Origin of the sequence: Neisseria macacae ATCC 33926, assembly GCF_022749495.1 — a bacterium.
In the GTDB taxonomy this organism is placed as follows: Bacteria; Pseudomonadota; Gammaproteobacteria; order Burkholderiales; family Neisseriaceae; genus Neisseria; species Neisseria macacae.
This window is the reverse complement of the sequence record NZ_CP094241.1, coordinates 2,643,169-2,667,161: the sequence shown is the minus strand read 5'-3', so window position 1 is coordinate 2,667,161 and position 23,993 is coordinate 2,643,169. Positions and strand designations below refer to the sequence as shown.

Sequence of the window (23,993 nt, the reverse complement as noted above, 5' to 3'; positions counted from 1 at the left end):
ATATAACAGATGCTTTTTTGCCAAACATCCTGTTTTTTATATACAATCGCCTGAATATCCCAGATACAGAATAACATAATAGCAGGCGGCAGACAGGTCGTCTGAAAATGGAATCAGTCAAACATGAAAGCCTTATCCAGGCTGGCGGCACTATTGGCTTCGGTCTATGTGCTGTCCGGCATTCATTTTGCAAACGCCGACGATCTCGATTCGTTCGTCAGAAGCAGACAGCAGGTTTTAAACCAATTTGAAGATGCAAGACAACCTGCTTCCCCGGCACTCCTCCAACCCGGACGCGCAATCACTGCCGCGATCGCTCCCCGCCAACCCGTAAGTTCTGTACAGTCATCAGACAATGCAGACGAACTCATCAGCAGCGCGATGGGGCTTTTGGGCGTAGCCTACCGCTACGGCGGCACATCCGCGTCCACAGGTTTCGACTGCAGCGGTTTCATGCAGCATATCTTCAAACGCTCGATGGGCGTAAACCTCCCGCGCACTTCCGCCGCACAGGCAAAAATGGGTGTCGGCGTATCGCGTAGCGAATTGCAGCCGGGCGACATGGTGTTCTTCCGCACGATGGGTCGCGGCAGAATCTCCCACGTCGGCCTCTACATCGGCAACAACCGTTTCATCCACGCGCCGCGTACCGGCAAACGTATCGAAGTTACCAGCCTCAGCAACAAATACTGGAATGCCAAATACGCCTTCGCCCGCCGCGTGAAGAAAAACGATCCGTCCCGTTTCCTCAATTAAGTCTAGGAAAGTACCAACGTGAGTATGCCTGAAATGCCCAAATGGTATGACGACGACGGGCAAATCGTATCCTGCACTGAAAAAGTGAAAGTCATGACCGAAAACATGACCGAGCTTTATCAGGCGGCGCAAGACGCATTCGAAGACGCGCTCCTGATGGGATGCAGCGAGAAGCAGTTGCGCGAATACCTGCGAGCCTTGATTGAAGGTGTGGAAAATCCCTACCGGAAATCCTAGGCGGAAATCCCTATCCGACGGCGTGGCTTTTGACCATGCCGTTTTTTATGGGCGACAACCCGACAAGGTCGTCTGAAAGCCGGCAAGATGCTTTCAGACGACCTTGTTGGGTTTCAGCATTGATTGATTCAGATAAGCGCGAAAACGGCAAATCGATGTTGTATAGTGGATTAACTTTAAACCAGTACGGCGTTGCCTCGCCTTAGTTCAAAGAGAACGATTCTCTAAGGTGCTGAAGCACCAAGTGAATCGGTTCCGTACTATCTGTACTGTCTGCGGCTTCGTCGCCTTGTCCTGATTTAAATTTAATCCACTATATTCGGGCTGAGCCACACTTTTCAGACGACCCCAAGGGCGTTATGATTCAATTATTAACAAAGATTCATAAACCGCCCGTCTGCAAAGTGGCAAACCATAGAGGAAACCCGACCCATGCACACCATCCGCGCCTTGCTCGTCCTGCTCGGCTGCCTCGCGCTCGGCGAAACCGCCGCCTACCTTACGGGCATCAAATTGCCCGGAAGCATCATCGGCATGGGCATTCTGTTTGCCATGCTTCAGGCGGGGTGGTTGAAAGCCGAGTGGTTGCAGCAGCTTACCGACGCGCTGATGGCAAACCTGACGCTTTTCCTTGTGCCGCCTTGCGTCGCCGTCATCAGTTATTTGGATTTGATTGCCGACAGTTGGCTGTCGATACTCGTTTCCGCCGCCGCCAGTACCGTGTGCGTCCTGTTGGTAACGGGCAAGGTGCATCAATGGATACGGGAGAAAATCTGATGGACGGCATCCTTTCCCTGTGGCAGCAGCCCAGCGTCCTGCTTTTCCTGACGCTGGCGGTTTACGCGCTGGCACTCATCCTCCGCGCGCGGACGGGCTATCTGCTGCTCAACCCCGTCTTAATCAGCACCGTTACCCTGATTGCCTACCTCAAAATCCTCGACATCGATTACGCCGTGTACCACGATGCCGCGCAGTTTATCGACTTCTGGCTTAAGCCCGCCGTCGTCGCGCTTGCCGTCCCGCTCTATCAAAACCGCCAAAAAATCTTCAGCCAGTGGCTGCCTGTCATCGTCTCGCAGCTCGCCGGCAGCGTGACCGGCATCATCACGGGCATGTATTTCGCCAAATGGCTGGGCGCGGAACGCGAAGTCGTCCTCTCGCTCGCCGCCAAATCCGTGACCAACCCCATCGCCATCGAAATCACCCGCACCATAGGCGGCATCCCCGCCATTACCGCCGCCACCGTCATCGTCGCCGGGCTGGTCGGGCAGATAGCCGGTTATACCGTGCTTAAAAACACCGTCGGCATGCCCTCGTCGGTCGGCATGTCGCTCGGCACCGCCTCACACGCCATGGGCATCGCCGCCTCGCTCGAACGCAGCCGGCGCATGGCAGCATACGCAGGGCTGGGGCTGACCCTCAACGGCGTACTGACCGCCGCCATCGCCCCGATTATCATCCCCGTATTAGGATTCTGAACACTTTTCAGACGACCCCGATGAACCAAAAAGGTCGTCTGAAACCCAAACTCATAGCAACCCCAAACAAAGGAGCAGCAAAATGGCAGTCAACCTCACAGAAAAAACCGCAGACCAACTGCTGAACATCGACGGCATCCAACTCTTCACCGCCCGCGCAGGCATCAAACAAACCGACCGTGCCGACCTCACCCTGATGGTACTTTCCGGCGGCAACACCGTCGGTGCCGTCTTCACCACCAACCGCTTCTGTGCTGCCCCCGTCCACATCGCCAAATCACATCTCTTCGACGAAGACGGCGTGCGCGCCATCATCATCAACACCGGCAACGCCAACGCCGGTACAGGCGCGCAAGGCAGGATCGACGCCATCGAAACCTGCGCCGCCACCGCCGAACAAACCGGCTGCAAACCCTCACAAGTCCTTCCCTTCTCCACAGGCGTCATCCTCGAACCCCTGCCCGTCGGCAAAATCACCGCCGCCCTGCCCAAAATGCAGCCTGCCGACTGGGCGGATGCCGCACGCGCCATCATGACCACCGACACCGTGCCCAAATCCGCCTCGCGCGAAGGCAGCGTCGGCGAAAAACACACCGTCCGCGCCACCGGCATCGCCAAAGGCTCCGGCATGATTCATCCCAACATGGCGACCATGCTCTCCTTCATCGCCACCGATGCCAAAGTTTCCCAACCCGTCCTCCAGCTGATGACCCAAGAAATCGCCGACGAAACCTTCAACACCATCACCGTTGACGGCGACACCAGCACCAACGACAGCTTCGTCATCATCGCCACCGGCAAAAACAGCCAAAGCGAAATCGACAACATCGCCGACCCGCGTTACAAACAGCTCAAAGACCTGCTCGGCAGCCTCGCCCTCGAACTTGCCCAAGCCATCGTCCGCGACGGCGAAGGCGCGACCAAATTCATCACCGTCCGCGTCGAAAACGCCAAAACCCGCGACGAAGCCCGCCAAGTCGCCTACGCCGTCGCCCACTCGCCCCTCGTTAAAACCGCCTTCTTCGCCTCCGACCCCAACCTCGGCAGACTGCTCGCCGCCATCGGCTACGCCGGCATCGCCGATTTGGACACCGACATCCTCAAAATGTATCTGGACGACGTATTGGTTGCCGAAAACGGCGGCCGCGCCGCAAGCTACACCGAAGAACAAGGGCAGGCAGTGATGGCGAAAGACGAAATCACCGTCCGCATCAAACTCCACCGCGGACAAGCCGCCGCCACCGTCTATACCTGCGACCTGTCGCACGACTACGTCTCCATCAACGCAGCCTACCGCTCGTAAGGACAGATTGTATAGTGGGTTAAATTTAAATCAGGACAAGGCGACGAAGCCGCAGACAGTACAGATAGTATGGAACCGATTCACTTGGTGCTTCAGCACCTTAGAGAATCGTTCTCTTTGAGCTAAGGCGAGGCAACGCCGTACTGGTTTAAAGTTAATCCACTATAAGTTTTGGGTTTTCAGACGACGTTTGAGGTCGTCTGAAAGTTTGAAACAATGGTTTGAGAACGGCAAAAAAACGCGTGCGTGCGTACCGCATACACCCTACATGTCGGTTTTAAAGTTTGTGCCGCCCGCAGGTAGGGTGAGTGGCGTAGCCACGCACACAGTTAGTAGAGATTCAGGCTACGGTTTACTGCGCCACATCAAGGGAAACACGATCGAAAAGAAAGATATTTCCAGCAGTGTTCAACTGGTAGCGCGGGCTATGCCCGCGAAAATATAAAAGGTCGTCTGAAACCTGTACGCAGGCTTGAACTGGCCCCCAAATCTTGGACACTCATAAAAGCCTATTCAGGCGCTCTGTGCAAGCTGGGTTCTGTATGCGACAGGACTCAGCTTTTTCAATTTCAAACTGCAACGCTCCCGGTTGTAGTAATCCATATAGTCATCTATCTGCTTCATCAATTCATCTACCGTCAATTCACCTGCGTTATAGAAACACTCCGTCTTCAACACCGCAAAGAAGCTTTCCATCGGCGCATTGTCCCAACAGTTCGCCTTTCGCGACATGCTTTGAACCATGGAATACTCCGCAAGCAATTCCCTATACCCCGCCGTACGGTACGGCACACCTTGGTCCGAATGAAGCATCGTTCCTTTATCAGTCAGACGGGGGGCGGCTTTTTCGAGCATTTCCTTCACCATTTCGCTGTCGGCTCTGCGGCTCATGGCGTAGGCGACGATTTCCCGGTTGAACAAGTCCAAGATTGGCGAGAGGTACAGTTTGCCGTCCTTCCCTTTGAGTTCGGTAACGTCGGTCAGCCATTTTTCGTTGGGCTTTCGGGCTTTGAACCGGCGTTTGAGGAGGTGTTCCGATATCTCGCCCATGGCGGGATGGCGGTAGGCTTTTTTCGCCCGTATGAGGGCTTTCAGTTCCAACTGCTTCATCAACCGCGCCACTTTTTTGCGGTTCCAACCCAATGCGGCGGCAATGCGCCTTTGCCCGTAGCGTCCTTTATGCCGCCGGTAGGTTTCGACAAGGAGGGCTTTGTCGGCTTCGTCGGGGTCGGGTCGGTCTTGGTTGTGGTAGTAAAAGCTGCTTTTGGGCAGGTTTGCGATGTGCAGCAGGTATTTGAGCGGGTGTTGCGCCCTCAGTGTTTGGACGGTTTGGCTTTGTCCTTTGCGGTCTGCTTTTGGCTGAGGGCTTTTAACTCCTTTAGGTAGGCGACCTCTGCGCGCATATAGCACAACTCTTCGATAAGCTCTGCCTGCGTTTTTTCTTGGTCGGGTTTATCTGCGATGAAGGGGTTTTTGCGGTGTTGGGGCATGGTTTTGGATTGGGGATGTTCGAGTGCGCCGATACCGCCTTCTTGATAGGCGCGTATCCATCGTCTCAGGTGGGTTCGGGAAATGCCGTAGTGGTCTGCGGTACGTTGTTGGCTGCGTATATGCAGGTAGTGGAGTACGGCTTGGTATTTGAAGTGTAATGTATATTTGCTCATAAAAAAACTGCACCTTGTGAGTTGGAGGGGATGTCCAACTTTTGGGGTGCAGTTCAGCTTTCAGACGACCTTTGCTTTTCCAAAAAAAACAACCCGTGGGCAAAGCCCACGCTACGGTTAGCTTTCAACCTGTAATACGGCTTTGCCTGCGAAAACAGCCCATCAATTAAACAAAAATTCCCCTATGCCGTCATTCCCGCGCAGGCGGGAATCCATTTTTGAATCTCGGCAGCCGTTTTGCAAACATTTGATCTCAGACTTACAGCGTAGCGTGGGCTTTGCCCGCGGATGAAGATAGCGAAAAAACACCCTTTAGAGCAGGCTCTATGTTTCACTGCCGCCCGTAAAAACAAGGTTTTCAGACGACCTTTGTGATGTATAGTGGATTAACTTTAAACCATTACGGCGTTGCCTCGCCTTAGCTCAAAGAGAACGATTCTCTAAGGTGCTGAAGCACCAAGTGAATCGGTTCCGTACTATCTGTACTGTCTGCGGCTTCGTCGCCTTGTCCTGATTTAAATTTAATCCACTATAAATAAAGCGGTTATTTTTACACCGGCGTGTCGTCAAACCCTGTTCGTGGGCAAAGCCCACGCTACGGTTTGTTGAATATTTTTTGATGTCTTGGCTGTTGTTCGAGGGATATAGTGGATTAAATTTAAACCAGTACGGCGTTGCCTCGCCTTGCCGTACTATCTGTACTGTCTGCGGCTTCGTCGCCTTGTCCTGATTTAAATTTAATCCACTATAAATTTCCACTTTTGGAAATGCGTGTTTGTAATGAGAGCGGGCCGGATATAAATAGCCCGCTCATGGTTTGGCAAGATGGTAAGTAAAGGGTATGGCTTATTAGTATACTTGGATTTCGTTACCATTTTCTGTTACTTTGATGTAAGCCCCTGCTTCGACGGATACCATAAGTTCGTCTTGGTTGAAACACTGGGCGCCGAGCACATCTTCATACAGTTGCCCGTTATAAATTATGTAGGCATGTTCTTGCCAGCCGGTATAGCCGCCGTATCTGTTTTTGGCATTGATACGGGCGCATACAATGTAACCGCGGATGTCACGGATGGGTGTGTCGGTTTTTACCGGAAGGGAGGTCCGCTCGAGACGTACAAATTTGCGCGGCTTGGAAATACCATCCAGCATCAAGGAATTGGGGTCGATGAGGGTACGCGCGAGATGGCGTTTGACGATTTGTTCGTAGTCGCTCGGATAACGTCCGTAGTCGAGGTTGCGGATTTGCTCCATCGTTATGATCGTGGGTTTGGGCAGGCTGTAGCAGCCTGCAAGCAGGGTAGCACTTAATAAGGCAGCGAGTGTAAATTTCTTCATGTTTTTTCCTTGATTATCAGCTTTGTTGGGATTTTTTAACACGTATTTCCAGTCGGTCTGGAAAAGAGGGTTATTCTAATATATCGGACTACATTTTTCCGCTGTCTTTTAAAGAGCTCTCTTAACTCGTGATGCGGGCTTGGTCTGCGAAAACATACTGTGCAAAAAGGTCGTCTGAAACCTGTATGCAGGCTTTCAGACGACCTTTGTTTTTTAAAAAACAATCCGTGGGCAAAGCCCACGCTACGGCCGGTTGTGTTTTAAATATGGTATTTATAGTGGATTAAATTTAAATCAGGACAAGGAGACGAAGCCGCAGACAGTACAGATAGTACGGAACCGATTCACTTGGTGCTTCAGCACCTTAGAGAATCGTTCTCTTTGAGCTAAGGCGAGGCAACGCCGTACTGGTTTAAAGTTAATCCACTATAAATATCCCTTGTGAATTCAGTATCATGATTTGAAATCAAAACGCCTTGGGAGTTGGGTGCAATTTGTTGATTTTTTTGTAAAGTCCGCGACCAATGAATTCGATCATATTTTGATCACGCAAAATTTGCAACTGTTGGCGGATTTTGTCTTTGATATGGTTGTTTTGGGGAAATTGGATAGATAGTTTGTTTTCAAATTCATACATTTGCGACAATGTGAATTCTTTGGGGAGTTGGTCGATACATTTCATAATAGCTAAAAGCCAGCCTTTGCGCTCCGCATTTTGGTTGCGTAAAAATAGATTGGATTGCCATTTTTTCAGAACGATTTCGGGTTCGATAATGCGGGAATTGTCTATTAAGAATATTTTGCCGCTTTCAGGTAAAGGTACAAGATTAATGGAGCACATGATGTGGTGTGGTCGGTTTTTAATACCTTTATTTCTGGGAATAATCATGTCCGGTGTTATGAAATGTTTAGGTACAAGCACCAATTGCTGTATGGAGTAATCTGCTTTCTTATATGCAAGAAAGAAAAAGTTGGGGTTGGTATCTGACTGGATGCGCTCCAACATGGTGTGATATGCACCGTCAGGCACACTGTTACCTATAGTTTTTTGATTTTTACTCTTTAATTCATATTGCTCGTGACAGTTTGGACAAAAGAGGTCTGCAACAGGTTTGTTATTGGTAAATCTCTGCATCGGCTTGCTTCCGCAACAGGGGCAGTAGCCGTTTTTTTCTAGCCAAGTCTCGCTCATTACACGGATTTTGTGGGTTGCTTTATTTTGTTGCTTTCCCAATTCGGTATCGAAAAATAAATTCATGTTTTGGATTTTGAGATTTAAGTTATTTGAGGTCTGTAATGTAGACAACCCAATCTACCTTAAAAAGGTCGTCTGAAAACCCTGTTTCCAAGTTTTCAGACGACCTTTTTTAATTACAGCAATCAATGCCGATCGGCTTTACACTACGATGTTCACCAGTCTGCCCGGTACGACGATGATTTTCTTCGCAGGTTTGCCTTCCATGAATTTCACCGCGCCTTCGGTGGCGAGTGCGGCGGATTCGAGGTCGGCTTTGGATGCGTCGGCGGCGACGGTGATTTTGCCGCGCAGTTTGCCGTTGACTTGAACCATGACTTCGATTTCGGATTTGACCAAGGCGGCTTCATCGACTGTCGGCCAGCCTGCTTTCCACAGTTTAGCGCCGTTCAATTCGCTCCACAGGGTTTCGCAAATGTGCGGCACGATGGGCCACAACAGGCGTACGGCGGTTTCCAATACTTCTTGGGCGACGGCGCGGCCTTGTTCGCTGCCGGTGTCGGTTTTGTCGTATTGGTTGAGCAGTTCCATCACGGCGGCGATGGCGGTGTTGAACTGCTGGCGGCGGCCGTAGTCGTCGCTGACTTTGGCGGTGGTGGCGTGCAGTTTGTGGCGCAGGTCTTTGAGTTCTTTGGACAAACCGTCTTGGTTGCCTGCAAACGCTTTGACCGCGCCGCCTTGTTTCAGGTATTCGTAAACGGTGCGCCACAGGCGGCGCAGGAAGCGGTGCGCGCCTTCGACGCCGCTGTCGCTCCATTCGAGGGACTGTTCGGGCGGTGCGGCGAACATCATGAACAGACGGGCGGTGTCCGCGCCGTAGGCGTTAATCAGTTCTTGCGGATCGACGCCGTTATTTTTGGACTTGGACATTTTTTCCGTGCCGCTGATGACGACGGGCAGTCCGTCGGCTTTGAGGACGGCGGAAACGGGGCGGCCTTTGTCGTCAAAGGTCAGCTCGACATCGGCGGGGTTGATCCAGTCTTTGCCGCCTTTGTCGTTTTCGCGGTAGTAGGTTTCGCAGACAACCATGCCTTGCGTGAGCAGGCGTTCGAACGGTTCGTCCACGCTGACCAAGCCTTCGTCGCGCATCAGTTTGGTGAAGAAGCGCGCGTATAAGAGGTGCAGAATCGCATGTTCGATACCGCCGATGTATTGGTCGACCGCGCCCCAGTATTTCGCGGCTTCAGTCGATACCATGCCTTCTGCGAACTTGGGCGACATGTAACGGAAGAAATACCAGCTCGATTCCATGAAGGTGTCCATGGTGTCGGTTTCGCGTTTCGCCGCCTCGCCGCAGCATGGGCAGGTGGTTTCGTAAAATTCGGGCATTTTTGCCAAAGGCGAACCCATGCCGTCGGGTACGACGTTTTCAGGCAAAACGACGGGCAGTTGGTCGGCTGGGACGGGTACGTCGCCACATTTTTCGCAATGGACGATGGGAATCGGGCAGCCCCAGTAGCGTTGGCGCGAAATGCCCCAGTCGCGCAGGCGGTATTGGGTTTTCGGTTCGCCCGCGTCTTGGCTTTGCAGTTTGGCGGCGATGGCGTCAAAGGCCGTCTGAAAATTCATGCCGTTGAATTCGTTGCTGTTTACTAGGAAGTTATCTTCATTGTTTTGGAACTGCATATTCCAATTTAATCTGATGGTTTCCAATGCCCCGAAGATTTCACTCAAATACGGTTCATCGTCAAGGCCTGCCTTATTGACTTGTTCTAATACTCTATCTGCAAAACGTTGCGTTGGATTCTTTGAATAATCAAAAATATATTCAATATCAAACGGTAAGTTATTTTTAGCCGCAATTTTTTGTAATCGTGCTACCGCGCCATCAATCACTTTATTGCTGACAACCCATTTAATCGGCAAACCATATTTGCACGCGAACTCGAAATCGCGTTCGTCGTGCGCCGGCACCGCCATCACTGCGCCGTCGCCGTAGCCCCACAATACATAGTTGGCAATCCACACTTCCAGCTTGTCGCCGTTGAGCGGGTTGACGACGTAGCGGCCGGTCGGCACGCCTTTTTTCTCCATCGTCGCCATATCGGCTTCGGCAACCGAACCGGCTTTGCATTCGGCGATAAATGCCTGCAATTCGGGTTTGTCGGCGGCTGCGGCGGTTGCCAGCGGATGCTCGGCGGCAACGGCGACATAAGTCGCGCCCATCAACGTGTCGGGACGGGTGGTATAAACTTGCAGAAATTTTGCGTAATCGCCTTCCAAGCCTTGCTTGCTGTCGTCTGAAACGGCAAAGCGCACGGTCATACCGCGTGATTTGCCGATCCAGTTGCGCTGCATGGTTTTGACTTGTTCCGGCCAGTGTTCCAGCTTATCCAAATCGTTGAGCAGCTCTTCGGCGTAATCCGTGATTTTGAAGTAATACATCGGGATTTCGCGTTTTTCGATCAACGCGCCCGAACGCCAGCCGCGTCCGTCGATGACTTGCTCGTTGGCAAGAACGGTTTGGTCGACCGGGTCCCAGTTTACCGTGCCGTTTTTGCGGTACACGATGCCTTTTTCAAACAGCTTGGTAAACAGCCATTGTTCCCAGCGGTAGTATTCGGGTTTGCAGGTAGCGACTTCGCGCTCCCAGTCAATCGCAAAACCCAGGCTTTTGAGCTGGGTTTTCATGTATTCGATGTTGTCGTAGGTCCAAGCGGCGGGGGCGACGTTGTTTTTCATCGCCGCGTTTTCCGCAGGCATACCGAACGCGTCCCAACCCATAGGCTGCATGACGTTGAAGCCGTTTAAGCGTTTGAAGCGGCTTAATACGTCGCCGATGGTGTAGTTGCGCACATGCCCCATGTGCAGCTTGCCGCTGGGGTAGGGAAACATGGAGAGGCAGTAGTATTTGGGTTTGGAAGCGTCTTCGGAGACGTTGAAAATACGGGCGTCGTCCCATTTTTTCTGCGCCGCAGGCTCGATGGCGGCGGGCTGGTAATGTTCTTGCATGGTCATTCTGTTTTTCGCTTGAAAACGTTAGGAAAAATAAAGGATGGATTATAGCAGGTTGTCGTTAGGTCGGTTTGACAAAGGTCGTCTGAAAACAGAACGGTATTTTTCAGACGACCTCGCATTCAGACTCTTGAGTTTTTGCAGCCCCACCCATATATCCAGCCTAGTTTTTACACATATCAACAACCATCACTATCATGAGCAACCAAGATTTTTATGCAACACTCGGCGTGGCGCGCGGTGCGAGCGACGACGAAATCAAAAAAGCCTACCGCAAGCTGGCGATGAAATACCACCCCGACCGCAATCCCGACAATAAAGAAGCGGAAGAGAAATTTAAAGAAGTTCAAAAAGCCTACGACACCTTGTCCGACAAAGAAAAACGCGCCATGTACGACCAATACGGCCATGCCGCGTTTGAGCAGGGTATGGGCGGCGGCGCAGGCGGATTCGGCGGTTTTGGCGGATTCGGCGGCGCGCAGGGCTTCGATTTTTCCGACATCTTCAGCCAAATGTTCGGCGGAGGTGGCGGTGGCCGTCAGCAAAACTATCAAGGCGCGGATTTGCAGGTCGGCGTCGAAATCACGTTGGAAGATGCCGCCAAAGGCATCAAAAAACGCATCAACATCCCGACCTACGAAGAATGCGATGTCTGCCACGGCAGCGGCGCAAAACCCGGCACGTCCGCATCGACTTGTTCGACCTGTCACGGCTCCGGTACGGTACACGTCCGCCAAGCCATTTTCCAAATGCAGCAGACTTGTCCGACCTGCCACGGCACAGGCAAGGAAATCAAAGATCCGTGCGTCAAATGCCGTGGCGAAGGCCGCACCAAAACCAGCAAAACCGTTGAAGTCAACATTCCCGCCGGCATCGACGACGGTCAACGCATCCGCTTGAGCGGCGAAGGCGAACCGGGTACGCACGGCGCGCCCGCAGGCGATTTGTACGTCAACGTCCGCGTCAAAGAACACAAAATCTTCGAGCGCAACGGCTTGGATTTACATTGCGAGCTGCCCATCAGCTTCGCCGTCGCAGCCTTGGGCGGCGAAGTCGAAGTCCCGACCTTGGACGGCAAAGTCAAACTGAGCATCCCGAAAGAAACGCAAACCGGCCGCCGTATGCGCGTTAAAGGCAAAGGCATCAAATCCCTGCGCTCCAGCGCGACGGGCGATTTGTACTGCCACGTTGTGGTGGAAACGCCGGTCAACCTGACCGACCGCCAGAAAGAGTTGCTGGAAGAGTTCGAAAAAATCTCCACCGGCCTCGACCGCAGCCAAACCCCGCGCAAAAAATCGTTCTGGGACAAAGTGGGCGAACTGTTTGACTGATTCGGGTTTGAAAACAGTAAAAGGTCGTCTGAAAGCTGATATCGTCGGCTTTCAGACGACCTTTTCATCTGTCTGCAAGGCTTTCCCGTTATAATTCCCGCTTTCGTTATTTTCAGACGACCTCCCTTCTATGAAATCCTACCCCGATTCCTATCTCCATTTCGAAAACCTCGACGCCCCCGAAACGCAAAACTTTGCCGCTGAAGCACATGCCGAAACGCGCGCGCGTTTTTTGGAAAACGATAAAGCGCGCGCGCTGTCGGACGGGATTTTGGCGCAGATGCAGGACACGCGGCAGATTCCGTTTTGTCAGGAACACCGCGCGCGGATGTACCATTTCCATCAGGACGCGGAGTATCCGAAGGGCGTGTACCGCGTGTGTACGGCGGCGACCTACCGTTCGGGCTATCCCGAGTGGAAAATCCTGTTTTCGGTGGCGGATTTCGACGAGCTGCTCGGCGATGATGTGTATTTGGGCGGGGTGTCGCACTTGGTGGAGCAGCCCAACCGCGCGCTGTTAACTTTAAGCAAGTCGGGCGGCGATACGGCTTATACGCTGGAAGTGGATTTGGAGGCGGGCGAGTTGGTCGAGGGCGGCTTTCATTTTCCGGCGGGGAAAAACCATGTGTCGTGGCGCGATGAAAACAGCGTGTGGGTGTGTCCGGCTTGGGACGAGCGGCAGTTGACCGAATCGGGCTATCCGCGCGAGGTATGGCTGGTGGAGCGCGGCAAGAGTTTCGAGGAAAGCCTGCCTGTGTATCAAATCGGCGAAGACGGGATGATGGTGAACGCGTGGCGTTACCTTGATCCGCAGGGTTCGCCGATTGATTTGATTGAAGCGTCGGACGGTTTTTACACCAAGACGTATTTGCAGGTGTCGTCCGAAGGCGAGGCGAAACCGTTGAACCTGCCCGCCGATTGCGACGTGGTCGGCTATCTGGCGGGGCATCTTTTGCTGACGCTGCGCAAGGACTGGCACCGCGCGAACCGAAGCTATCCGAGCGGCGCGCTGGTGGCGGTGAAGCTGAATCGGGGCGAACTCGGGGCGGCGCAGCTTTTGTTTGCGCCCGATGAAACGCAGGCATTGGAAAGCGTGGAAACGACCAAACGTTTTGTGGTGGCGAGCCTGCTGGAAAACGTACAGGGTCGTCTGAAAGCGTGGCGGTTTGCCGACGGCAAATGGCAGGAGGCTGAACTGCCGCGCCTGCCTTCGGGCGCGTTGGAAATGACCGACCAGCCTTGGGGCGGCGATGTGGTTTACCTTGCCACCAGCGATTTCACCACGCCGCTGACGCTGTTTGCGCTGGATTTGAACGTGATGGAACTGACCGTCATGCGCCGCCAGCCGCAGCAGTTTGTTTCAGACGGCATCGAAGTGCGGCAGTTTTGGGCGGCTTCGTCCGACGGCGAGCGCATCCCTTATTTCCACGTTGGCAAAAACGCCGCGCCTGACACGCCGACGCTGGTTTATGCCTACGGCGGTTTCGGCGTACCCGAGCTGCCGCATTATCTGGGCAGCATCGGCAAATACTGGCTGGAAGAGGGCAACGCCTTCGTGTTGGCGAACATACGCGGCGGCGGCGAGTTCGGCCCGCGCTGGCATCAGGCGGCGCAGGGAATCAGCAAACACAAAAGCGTCGATGATTTGCTTGCCGTCGTGCGCGATTTGTCCGAACGCGGCATGAGTTCGCCCAAACACATCGGTTTGCAGGGCGGCAGCAACGGCGGCCTGATTACCGCCGCCGCCTTCGTGCGCGAACCGCAAAGCATAGGCGCGCTGGTGTGCGAAGTGCCGCTGACCGACATGATCCGCTATCCGCTGCTCTCCGCCGGCGCAAGCTGGACGGACGAATACGGCAACCCGCAGAAATACGAAGTCTGCAAACGCTGGCTGGGCGAATTGTCGCCGTATCACAATCTTTCAGACGACGTGCCATACCCGCCCGCGCTTATTACCACCAGCCTCAGCGACGACCGCGTCCATCCCGCCCACGCGCTCAAGTTCTACGCCAAATTGCGCGAAACCTCCGCACAATCGTGGCTCTACGCTCCCGACGGCGGCGGCCATACCGGCAACGGCACGCAACGCGAATCCGCCGACGAACTCGCCTGCGTGTTGCTGTTTTTGAAAGAATTTTTGGAGTAAGGGCGGGAGCGACACTGCTGCCGCGAATGAAAAAAGGTCGTCTGAAACTGCTTTTTCAGACGACCTTTTTTAATGGTTGTTTCAAATCAAAATATCTATGCCGCCGGCCCCATCAGCACTTCTTCGCATCCGAAGGCAAAAATCCGTAATGCCGCCTGAATGCTTCGTTGAACCGTCCCGCGTGTCGGTAGCCGCAAAAGTGCATGGCGGCTTGGACGGTGCTGCCGGATTCGATGAGGGCGAGCGCGTGTTCCAGCCGCAGGCGGCGCAGGCGTCCGGCGACGGTTTCGCCGGTTTGCGCTTTGAAATAGCGTTTCAGGTAGCATTCGTTCAATCCGACGCGGCGGGCGATTTCGGCGATGGTCAGCGGGCGGGCGAATTCGTTTTGCAGGATGTCGGCGGCTTCGTCTATGCGCCGGCGGCGGTAGCCGTTGTCGTGGCGGCGGAAGGTGAAGCGCAATAATCGGGCGGAGAGTTCCAGCGCGGCGGCTTCGTCGGCGAGCAGGCCGAAGCCGTCCGATTCGAACGGGCGTTGCAGCAGTGGGCAGGCCGCCGCCGTCAGTGCCGCCGCGTTTTGCGCCAGCCGTTGCAGGGCGAATCGGCCTATCGTTTGCGGCGAAAACAGGCGTTCGTCCAGCAAGCCTTCGTCGTGCCAGCGGCGTAGTTTTTCCAGCGAAAAATCCAAATGCAGCGCGCACATGCCGCCGTTGTCGGGCAGCAGGGTTTCGGATACGTCCGCCAACTCGCCGCGCACCAGCCAGATTTCGCCGGCAGACGGGCGGTATTCCCTGCCGCCCATTTGTAACCGGTTCTGCCCCGACACCATGACGAACAGGGCGCAGTTGTGGCTGAAATTGTGGATTTCGGTGGGAAACGCACCCGTTCCACTGCCGCGCATCCGCGACAGGGTGATGCCTGAGTCGAAGCGGTTGATGCACATTTCCAGATGCAAACCGGGCTGTTTTGCCTGCGCCATGAGCGCGCTGTCGGAGCAGCCGTCCAGCGCCCAGCCGGATTTATCGGAGCGGACATAGGTTTGGTACTGGCGGTAGATGGCGGCGGTGTTCATGGTCGGATGGGAATGGGTTGTCTGATAAGTGGATTAAATAGGAATTATTGCTAATAATCAAGCGCAGGGATTGGTTGAAACGGGAAAGGTCGTCTGAAAGCGTGTTTCAGACGACCTTTCCCGTTTCGGGAATTTGTTTTGCCGTTTCGGGAATTTTGCGTTCGGCAGCATGGTTTCTGCGAATTATTTATTTAATAATAAACATTCCTATTCGCACAACAAAGGAACCGCACACCGTGAAACCGAGTTTTTGCCTTGCAGCCTGCGCCGTGCTGCTGTCCGCCTGTTCGCCCGAACCTGCCGCCGAAAAAACTGTATCCGCCGCATCCCAAGCCACATCTGCCACCACACTGACCGTGCCGACCGCGCGGGGCGATGCCGTTGTGCCGAAGAATCCCGAACGCGTCGCCGTGTACGACTGGGCGGCATTGGATACGCTGACCGAATTGGGCGTGAACGTGGGCGCAACCACCGCGCCGGTGCGCGTGGATTATTTGCAGCCTGCATTTGACAAGGCGGCAACGGTGGGGACGCTGTTTGAGCCTGATTACGAAGCCCTGCACCGCTACAATCCGCAGCTTGTCATTACCGGCGGGCCGGGCGCGGAAGCGTATGAACAGTTGGCGAAAAACGCGACCACCATAGACCTGACGGTGGACAACGGCAATATCCGCACCAGCGGCGAGAAGCAGATGGAAACCCTGGCGCGGATTTTCGGCAAAGAAGCGCGCGCGGCGGAATTGAAGGCGCAGATTGACGCGCTGTTCGCCCAAACGCGCGAAGCCGCCAAAGGCAAAGGGCGCGGGCTGGTGCTGTCGGTTACGGGCAACAAGGTGTCCGCCTTCGGCACACAGTCGCGGTTGGCAAGCTGGATACACGGCGACATCGGCCTGCCGCCCGTGGATGAATCTTTACGCAACGAGGGGCACGGACAGCCTGTTTCCTTCGAATACATCAAAGAGAAAAACCCCGACTGGATTTTCATCATCGACCGTACCGCCGCCATCGGACAGGAAGGGCCGGCGGCTGTCGAAGTGTTGGATAACGCGCTGGTACGCGGCACGAACGCTTGGAAGCGCAAGCAAATCATCGTCATGCCTGCCGCGAACTACATTGTCGCGGGCGGCGCGCGGCAGTTGATTCAGGCGGCGGAGCAGTTGAAGGCGGCGTTTGAAAAGGCCGAACCCGTTGCAGCGGGGAAAGAATAGGGGTCGTCTGAAAACGGAGCTTCCGAAGAAAGCGGAGTTTCTGCGAAGCTAAATCGTGGTTTCAACGAAGTGAAAAGCAGCCTGCACGTTGAAAATGCCACCCAAGCAAACCTACGGTTTGCCGCCCTCTCCCTAACCCTCTCCCACGGGGAGAGGGGATGGGGTTGCAGGCTGCTTTTAAGGTTCAGGCAAATTTTAACTCTTGTTGAAGCTAAAGCGCGGTTTCAACGAAGTGAAAAGCAGCCTGCACGTTGAAAATGCCACCCAAGCAAACCTTCGGTTTGCTGCCCTCTCCCTAGCCCTCTCCCACGGGGAGAGGGGATGGGGTTGCAGGCTGCTTTTAAGGTTCAGGCAATTTTTAACGCTTGTTGAAGCTGTACTTTAGCTTCGCAGAAACTCGACTTCCTTCGGAAACCTCGTTTTCAGACGACCTTTTGGAACACCATAGGCACACGCATTGAGCGGCTGAGTCAAAGATTCAGACCAATGGCAGTCCGCACCCGAGTTTATGCGGCAAACAGCGAGGCTGCGGCAACCCGTCCCTTCTCCCCGTGGGAGAGGGTTAGGGAGAGGGCAGTAAGCCGCAGGCTTACATCAAAGCCGATAACGCTTCCGTTACAACCCCGCCCACTGAAAGCAGCCTGCAACGAAGCCAAAATGACAAACCGCATCGTAAACCACCCAACCCATAGGAGAACCCCATGCAAAACGAAACCATCAACCTGAAACAGTGCCTTGCCGCCATCAAAGAATACTGGCAGCCCGAAATCATCAACCGCCACGGGTTCCAATTCCGCCTGGTCAAACTTTTGGGCGATTACGGCTGGCATACGCACGGATACAGCGACAAAGTGCTGTTTGCTGTGGAGGGCGACATGGCGGTGGACTTCGCCGACGGCGGCAGCATGACGATACGCGAAGGCGAGATGGCGGTCGTGCCAAAGTTGGTGTCGCACCGCCCGCGTTCGGAAAACGGCTGCTCGGTGGTGCTGATTGAGCTGCCCGACCCGTCCGAGGCCGTCTGAAAACGAAGTTTCCGAAGGGAGCTGAGTTTTTGCGAAGCTAAAAGCAGCCTGCACCTTCAATATGCCGAAAGCACAACCCCACCGCACACCAACACACAAAGGAAATCCCATGACACGCTTCAAATATTCCCTGCTGTTTGCCGCCCTGCTGCCCGTGTACGCGCAGGCCGATGTTTCTGTTTCAGACGACCCCAAACCGCAGGAAAGCACCGAATTGCCGACCATCACCGTTACCGCCGACCGCACCGCGAGTTCCAACGACGGCTACACCGTTTCCGGCACGCACACCCCGCTCGGGCTGCCCATGACCCTGCGCGAAATCCCGCAGAGCGTCAGCGTCATCACATCGCAACAAATGCGCGACCAAAACATCAAAACGCTCGACCACGCCCTATTGCAGGCGACCGGTACCAGCCGCCAGATTTACGGCTCCGACCGCGCGGGCTACAACTACCTGTTCGCGCGCGGCAGCCGCATCGCCAACTACCAAATCAACGGCATCCCCGTTGCCGACGCGCTGGCCGATACGGGCAATGCCAACACCGCCGCCTATGAGCGCGTGGAAGTCGTGCGCGGCGTGGCAGGGCTGCTGGACGGCACGGGCGAGCCTTCCGCCACCGTCAATCTGGTGCGCAAACGCCCGACCCGCAAGCCATTGTTTGAAGTCCGCGCCGAAGCGGGCAACCGCAAACATTTCGGGCTGGGCGCGGACGTATCGGGCAGCCTGAACGCCGAAGGCACGCTGCGCGGCCGCCTGGTTTCCACCTTCGGACGCGGCGACTCGTGGCGGCAGCGCGAACGCAGCCGCGATGCCGAACTCTACGGCATTTTGGAATACGACATCGCACCGCAAACCCGCGTCCACGCAGGCATGGACTACCAGCAGGCGAAAGAAACCGCCGACGCGCCGCTCAGCTACGCCGTGTATGACAGCCAAGGTTATGCCACCGCCTTCGGTCCGAAAGACAACCCCGCCACAAATTGGTCGAACAGCCGCCACCGTGCGCTCAACCTGTTCGCCGGCATCGAACACCGCTTCAACCAAGACTGGAAACTCAAAGCCGAATACGACTACACCCGCAGCCGCTTCCGCCAGCCCTACGGCGTGGCAGGCGTGCTTTCCATCGACCACAGCACCGCCGCCACCGACCTGATTCCCGGTTATTGGCACGCCGACCCGCGCACCCACAGCGCCAGCGTGTCATTGACCGGCAAATACCGCCTGTTCGGCCGCGAACACGATTTAATCGCGGGTATCAACGGCTACAAATACGCCAGCAACAAATACGGCGAACGCAGCATCATCCCCAACGCCATCCCCAACGCCTACGAATTTTCCCGCACGGGCGCCTACCCGCAGCCATCATCGTTTGCCCAAACCATCCCGCAATACGGCACCAGGCGGCAAATCGGCGGCTATCTCGCCACCCGCTTCCGCGCCGCCGACAACCTTTCGCTGATTTTGGGCGGACGATACACCCGTTACCGCACCGGCGGCAGCTACGACAGCCATACCGGCGGCACGCCCACCATCCGCACCAACCGTTTCACCCCCTACACAGGCATCGTGTTCGACCTGACCGACAATCTGTCGCTTTACGGCTCGTACAGCAGCCTGTTCGTCCCACAATCGCAAAAAGACGAACACGGCAGCTACCTGAAACCCGTAACCGGCAACAATCTGGAAGCCGGCATCAAAGGCGAATGGCTTGAAGGCCGTCTGAACGCATCCGCCGCCGTGTACCGCGCCCGTAAAAACAACCTCGCCACCGCAGCGGGACGCGACCCGAGCGGCAACACCTACTACCGCGCCGCCAACCAAGCCAAAACCCACGGCTGGGAAATTGAAGTCGGCGGCCGCATCACGCCCGAATGGCAGATACAGGCAGGCTACAGCCAAAGCAAAACCCGCGACCAAGATGGCAGCCGCCTGAACCCCGACAGCGTGCCCGAACGCAGCTTCAAACTCTTCACCGCCTACCACTTCACCCCCGAAGCCCCCAGCGGCTGGACCATCGGCGCAGGCGTGCGCTGGCAGAGCGAAACCCACACCGACCCTGCCACGCTCCGCATCCCCAATCCCGCCGCCAAAGTCCGCGCCGCCGCCAACAGCCGCCAAAAAGCCTACGCCGTCGCTGACATCATGGCGCGTTACCGCTTCAATCCGCATGCCGAACTGTCGCTGAACGTGGACAACCTGTTCAACAAACACTACCGCACCCAGCCCGACCGCCACAGCTACGGCGCACTGCGGACAGTGAACGCAGCGTTTACCTATCGGTTTAAATAAGGTCGTCTGAAACGGAGTTTCCGACGGAAACGGAGTTTCTGCGAAGCTAAAGTGCAACTTTTGAAAGTACAGCTTCAACAAGAGTTAAAAATTGCCTGAACCTTAAAAGCAGCCTGCAACCCAATCCCCTCTCCCCGTGGGAGAGGGACAGGGAGAGGGCGGCAAACTGCAGGTTTGCTTGGACGGTATTTCCAACGTGCAGGCTGCTTTTCACTTCGTTAAAACTTCGTTTTAACTTCGCAGAAACTTGACTTCCTTCGGAAACCTCGTTTTCAGACGACCTTTTGGAACACCATAGGCACACGCATTGAGCGGCAGAATCAAAGATTCAGACCGATGGCAGTCCGCACCCGAGTTTATGTGGTAAACAGCGAAGCTGCGGCAACCCTAACCCTCTCCCCGTGGGAGAGGGTTAGGGCAGTGAAGCCGCAGGCTTGCATCAAAGCCGATAACGCTTTCACAAAGCCTGTGCGCTGAAAACTGAAAGGTCGTCTGAAAACGGAGCTTCTGAAGGAAGCGGGGTTTCTGTGAAGCTAAAACCGAAGCTGCAAAAGAAGCAAAAAGCAGCCTGCACGTTGGAAATACCGCCCAAGCAAACCTTTGGTTTGCTGCCCTCTCCCTGGCCCTCTCCCGCGGGGAGAGGGGGTTGGGTTGCAGGCTGCTTTTAAGGTTCAGGCAAATTTTCACTTCGTTGAAGCTCCATTTTCAGACGACCTCGTGGAGTACCACAGGCACACGCATCGAGCGGCTAAATCAAAGATTCAGACCGATGGCAGTCCGCACCCGAGTTTATGCGGTAAACAGCAAGGCTACGGCAACCCGTCCCCTCTCCCCGTGGGAGAGGGTTAGGGAGAGGGCAGTAAGTCGCAGGCTTGCATCAAAGCCGATAACGCTTTCACAAAGCCTGTGCGCTGAAAACTGAAAGGTCGTCTGAAAACGGAGCTTCTGAAGGAAGTAGAGTTTCTGCGAAGCTGAAACCGAAGCTGCAAAAAATCGAAAAGCAGCCTGCACGTTGAAAATACCGCCCAAGCAAACCTTTGGTTTGCCGCCCTCTCCCTAGCCCTCTCCCACGGGGAGAGGGGATTGGGTTGCAGGCTGCTTTTAGGGTTCAGGCAAATTTTCACTTCGTTGAAGCTCCGTTTTCAGACGACCTTTTGAAGCACCACAGGCACACGCATCGAGCGGCTGAATCAAAGATTCAGACCGATGGCAGTCCGCACTCGAGTTTATGCGGCAAACAGCGAGGCTACGGCAACCCGTCCCCTCTCTCCGTGGGAGAGGGTTAGGGAGAGGGCAGTAAGCCGCAGGCTTGCATTCGGAACGAAACGAAAACCGCCGCACGGAGTCTAATCAAACCGGTTACGAAAACAAATAACGCGGCCATATTCCGCTTTCAGACGACCCAAACCACCCGAAACATATAGTGGATTAAAATAAGAGACAAGACGGTAATGCCTGCTGTGTACAGCTAGAATACATAAGGGCGTTGGCAACGCCATATCATTGCGATTTTAGTCCGCCATAAATTTTGTCTGCAACCAAAGGAAAACCATCATGAAAAACATCAAAACCCAACTTTTCGCCATCCTCATCGGTCTCTCCGCCGCAGCCGCGCCTGCCGCCGAAATCGCCCAAAGCACGGGCAAAGTCTTTGAAGGCGCCAACTACACCGTCATCCGTGAAACCCTGCCCAAAGGCAAGGAAATCCCCCGCCACAACCACCCCGGCCACACCCTGCTGGTTACCCAAACCAAAGGCCGCTCGGTATTTTTGTTTGACAGCGGAAAAAGGCAGGAATTGCGGCAGGGCAGCGTCCTGAAGGCGGACGGCAGCGAATATGTCGCCATCAAAACCACCGACGACAGCGAATTGGTGATTGTGCTGGTGAAGGACACAGAGAACGGTCGGAACGGAAAATGACATCCGTAAAAGCCGGGGTGGGTGGCAAAAAATACTAACCGTCTGACGACAAACAAAAACAAATTCCCGCTTGTAGGTTAAAATCAGGCTATGCTAATATGCACAACAACAGGTTTTCCCAGAATAATCTGTGTTAGAATGCAGACTTAGATGGAAAACTCTATCCGAACTCGGTACAATACCGACAAATTTATTTCTCTTAAACAACCCGCCGCAAGGCAAAAGGAACGACTGATATGTCAAACATCGAACAACAAGTTAAGAAAATTGTTGCTGAACAACTGGGCGTAAACGAAGCCGAAGTCAAAAACGAATCTTCCTTCCAAGACGACCTGGGCGCAGATTCTTTGGACACCGTAGAATTGGTTATGGCTTTGGAAGAAGCTTTCGGTTGCGAAATCCCCGATGAAGAAGCCGAGAAAATCACTACCGTACAACTGGCTATCGACTACATCAACGCCCACAACGGCTAATCGGCCGCACCAAACACCCCAGCCTCTGCTGCGTTAGCGCAATAGAGGCTGTTACCTTATATATGTGGGGAAAAATCCGTTATAATAGCCGCCCGGAATCCGATTCCGAACCGCTATTATCATTTTCAGACGGCATCTTGCCGCATCCCACCGAAAACCAACAGCGAGATTATCATGAGTCAGAGAAGAGTAGTCATCACAGGCCTCGGCCAAGTATCACCGGTCGGCAACGACGTCGCCACCGCATGGAGCAACCTGCTCGCAGGCAAAAGCGGCATCGGCCGGATTACCCGCTTTGACGCATCCGACATCAACAGCCAAATCGCCGGCGAAGTGCGCGATTTCGACATCGGTCAATACATCAGCGCGAAAGAAGCCCGCCGCATGGACGTGTTCATCCACTACGGCATCGCCGCCGCGCTGCAAGCCATCAGCGATGCCGGTTTGGACGAATTGGAAAGCCTCGACAAAGACCGTGTCGGCGTGAACATCGGCTCCGGCATCGGCGGTCTGCCCAGCATCGAAGCCACCGGTAAAGCCGTTATCGAAGGCGGCGCGCGTAAAATCAATCCTTTCTTTATCCCCGGTTCGTTGATCAACCTGATTGCGGGTCACGTTACCATCCTCAAAGGCTACCGCGGCCCCAGCTACGGCATGGTTTCCGCCTGTACCACCGGCGCGCACTCCATCGGCGACTCCGCCCGACTGATCAAATACGGCGACGCGGACGTGATGATTGCAGGCGGTGCCGAAGGCGCGATCAGCACTTTGGGCGTCGGCGGCTTTGCTGCGATGAAAGCCCTTTCCACCCGCAACGACGATCCCGCCACCGCTTCCCGTCCGTGGGACAAAGGCCGCGACGGCTTCGTTATCGGCGAAGGCGCGGGCGTGCTGGTGTTGGAAGAATTGGAACACGCCAAAAAACGCGGCGCGAAAATCTACGCCGAAATCGTCGGCTTCGGCATGAGTTCCGATGCCTACCACATCACCGCTCCGAACGAAGAAGGCCCTGCATTGGCGGTTACCCGCGCGTTGAAAGATGCCGGACTGAATCCCGAAGACGTCGATTACGTCAACGCACACGGTACATCCACTCCGTTGGGCGATGCCAACGAAACCAAAGCGCTCAAACGCGCGCTGGGCGACCATGCCCGTAAAGTTATTGTCAACTCCACCAAATCCATGACCGGCCACTTGCTCGGCGCGGCAGGCGGCGTGGAAGCGTTGTACAGCGTGTTGGCAGTACACGAGCAAAAATCCCCGCCAACCATCAACATCTTCGAACAAGACATCGAAGCGGGCTGCGATTTGGACTACTGCGCCAACGAAGCGCGCGACGCGAAAATCGACGTTGCCATCTCCAATTCCTTCGGCTTCGGCGGTACCAACGGTACACTGGTGTTCAAACGTTTCAAAGACTGATTGAAGCGGTTTGAAACAAGACAAAAGGTCGTCTGAAAACCTGAAACAAGGGTTTTCAGACGACCTTTTTTATCATGTTAAACGTTGGTCTGCATTGAAAAAACCGAATTTCGCATCATGCAA

Annotated in this window: 20 protein-coding genes and 1 pseudogene; 14 read left to right on the top strand and 7 right to left on the bottom strand. The window is 54.7% G+C overall.

Annotated elements, in window-relative coordinates:
* Window positions 1-123: 123 nt before the first annotated feature.
* From MON40_RS12695 to argJ, 6 genes are all read left to right on the top strand, one after another.
* Window positions 124-756, top strand: coding sequence for a C40 family peptidase (locus tag MON40_RS12695; protein WP_003761092.1), 633 nt, complete (start codon window positions 124-126; stop codon window positions 754-756).
* An 18-nt stretch (window positions 757-774) separates the two neighbouring features.
* The gene (locus tag MON40_RS12690; protein WP_003775913.1) at window positions 775-993 is read left to right on the top strand and encodes a hypothetical protein; all 219 of its coding nucleotides are present in this window, start codon (window positions 775-777) and stop codon (window positions 991-993) included.
* Between the two features lie 29 nt (window positions 994-1,022).
* A complete protein-coding gene (locus MON40_RS12685) occupies window positions 1,023-1,199 on the top strand; it encodes a hypothetical protein (RefSeq protein ID WP_167317425.1) in 177 nt (58 codons plus the stop codon).
* Between the two features lie 226 nt (window positions 1,200-1,425).
* A complete protein-coding gene (locus MON40_RS12680; protein ID WP_003775916.1) occupies window positions 1,426-1,770 on the top strand; it encodes a CidA/LrgA family protein in 345 nt (114 codons plus the stop codon).
* Window positions 1,770-2,471, top strand: a complete 702-nt coding sequence (locus tag MON40_RS12675; RefSeq protein WP_003775917.1) for an LrgB family protein — start codon at window positions 1,770-1,772, stop codon at window positions 2,469-2,471. Before MON40_RS12680 ends, MON40_RS12675 begins: the two co-directional genes overlap by 1 nt.
* An 82-nt stretch (window positions 2,472-2,553) precedes the next feature.
* Window positions 2,554-3,774, top strand: a complete 1,221-nt coding sequence (argJ, locus tag MON40_RS12670; protein WP_003775922.1) for a bifunctional glutamate N-acetyltransferase/amino-acid acetyltransferase ArgJ — start codon at window positions 2,554-2,556, stop codon at window positions 3,772-3,774.
* A gap of 513 nt (window positions 3,775-4,287) precedes the next feature.
* On the opposite strand, the gene MON40_RS12665 is transcribed toward argJ, so the two are convergent.
* The 6 genes and pseudogenes from MON40_RS12665 to leuS form a co-directional block, all read right to left on the bottom strand.
* Window positions 4,288-5,184 carry an IS3 family transposase gene (locus MON40_RS12665; RefSeq protein ID WP_242925933.1) on the bottom strand — a complete coding sequence of 299 codons (897 nt, stop codon included), beginning with the start codon at window positions 5,182-5,184 and terminating at the stop codon, window positions 4,288-4,290.
* Window positions 5,088-5,438: a helix-turn-helix domain-containing protein gene (locus MON40_RS12660; protein WP_003756620.1), complete on the bottom strand. Its 351-nt coding sequence runs from the start codon at window positions 5,436-5,438 to the stop codon at window positions 5,088-5,090. The genes MON40_RS12665 and MON40_RS12660 overlap by 97 nt, the downstream gene beginning before the upstream one ends.
* A gap of 642 nt (window positions 5,439-6,080) precedes the next feature.
* A pseudogene (locus MON40_RS13615) lies at window positions 6,081-6,188 on the bottom strand (IS5/IS1182 family transposase); the annotation flags it as partial.
* A gap of 99 nt (window positions 6,189-6,287) precedes the next feature.
* On the bottom strand, window positions 6,288-6,776 hold the full coding sequence (locus MON40_RS12655) for a hypothetical protein (RefSeq protein ID WP_039863357.1): 489 nt from the start codon (window positions 6,774-6,776) through the stop codon (window positions 6,288-6,290).
* A gap of 466 nt (window positions 6,777-7,242) precedes the next feature.
* Entirely contained in the window at window positions 7,243-8,034 is a 792-nt protein-coding gene (locus MON40_RS12650; RefSeq protein WP_003775926.1) for a DpnI domain-containing protein, read from the bottom strand.
* A gap of 138 nt (window positions 8,035-8,172) precedes the next feature.
* Window positions 8,173-10,983 carry a leucine--tRNA ligase gene (gene leuS, locus MON40_RS12645; protein WP_039862826.1) on the bottom strand — a complete coding sequence of 937 codons (2,811 nt, stop codon included), beginning with the start codon at window positions 10,981-10,983 and terminating at the stop codon, window positions 8,173-8,175.
* A gap of 200 nt (window positions 10,984-11,183) precedes the next feature.
* Here leuS and dnaJ point away from each other — a divergent pair, with 200 nt between their 5' ends.
* Together dnaJ and MON40_RS12635 are read left to right on the top strand one after the other, a co-directional pair.
* Window positions 11,184-12,317 (top strand): molecular chaperone DnaJ, encoded by a 1,134-nt coding sequence (gene dnaJ, locus MON40_RS12640; RefSeq protein WP_003775932.1) that lies wholly within the window; start codon window positions 11,184-11,186, stop codon window positions 12,315-12,317.
* A gap of 130 nt (window positions 12,318-12,447) precedes the next feature.
* Window positions 12,448-14,463: a prolyl oligopeptidase family serine peptidase gene (locus MON40_RS12635; RefSeq protein WP_003775934.1), complete on the top strand. Its 2,016-nt coding sequence runs from the start codon at window positions 12,448-12,450 to the stop codon at window positions 14,461-14,463.
* A 112-nt stretch (window positions 14,464-14,575) separates the two neighbouring features.
* On the opposite strand, the gene MON40_RS12630 is transcribed toward MON40_RS12635, so the two are convergent.
* Window positions 14,576-15,532, bottom strand: a complete 957-nt coding sequence (locus MON40_RS12630; protein WP_003775936.1) for a helix-turn-helix transcriptional regulator — start codon at window positions 15,530-15,532, stop codon at window positions 14,576-14,578.
* Between the two features lie 236 nt (window positions 15,533-15,768).
* Here MON40_RS12630 and MON40_RS12625 point away from each other — a divergent pair, with 236 nt between their 5' ends.
* The 6 genes from MON40_RS12625 (at window position 15,769) to fabF (ending at window position 23,870) form a co-directional block, all read left to right on the top strand.
* On the top strand, window positions 15,769-16,740 hold the full coding sequence (locus MON40_RS12625) for a siderophore ABC transporter substrate-binding protein (protein WP_003775939.1): 972 nt from the start codon (window positions 15,769-15,771) through the stop codon (window positions 16,738-16,740).
* A 701-nt stretch (window positions 16,741-17,441) separates the two neighbouring features.
* Complete coding sequence (locus MON40_RS12620; RefSeq protein ID WP_003775941.1) at window positions 17,442-17,765, top strand: cupin domain-containing protein; 324 nt, start codon at window positions 17,442-17,444, stop codon at window positions 17,763-17,765.
* A gap of 109 nt (window positions 17,766-17,874) precedes the next feature.
* Window positions 17,875-20,055, top strand: coding sequence for a TonB-dependent iron piracy receptor TdfF (tdfF, locus tag MON40_RS12615; protein ID WP_003775942.1), 2,181 nt, complete (start codon window positions 17,875-17,877; stop codon window positions 20,053-20,055).
* Window positions 20,056-21,609: 1,554 nt separating this feature from the next.
* The gene (locus tag MON40_RS12610) at window positions 21,610-21,975 is read left to right on the top strand and encodes a cupin domain-containing protein (RefSeq protein ID WP_039862687.1); all 366 of its coding nucleotides are present in this window, start codon (window positions 21,610-21,612) and stop codon (window positions 21,973-21,975) included.
* A 236-nt stretch (window positions 21,976-22,211) separates the two neighbouring features.
* Window positions 22,212-22,448, top strand: a complete 237-nt coding sequence (gene acpP / locus MON40_RS12605; protein ID WP_003742600.1) for an acyl carrier protein — start codon at window positions 22,212-22,214, stop codon at window positions 22,446-22,448.
* Between the two features lie 174 nt (window positions 22,449-22,622).
* Window positions 22,623-23,870, top strand: coding sequence for a beta-ketoacyl-ACP synthase II (fabF, locus tag MON40_RS12600; protein WP_003768942.1), 1,248 nt, complete (start codon window positions 22,623-22,625; stop codon window positions 23,868-23,870).
* Window positions 23,871-23,993: the final 123 nt, after the last annotated feature.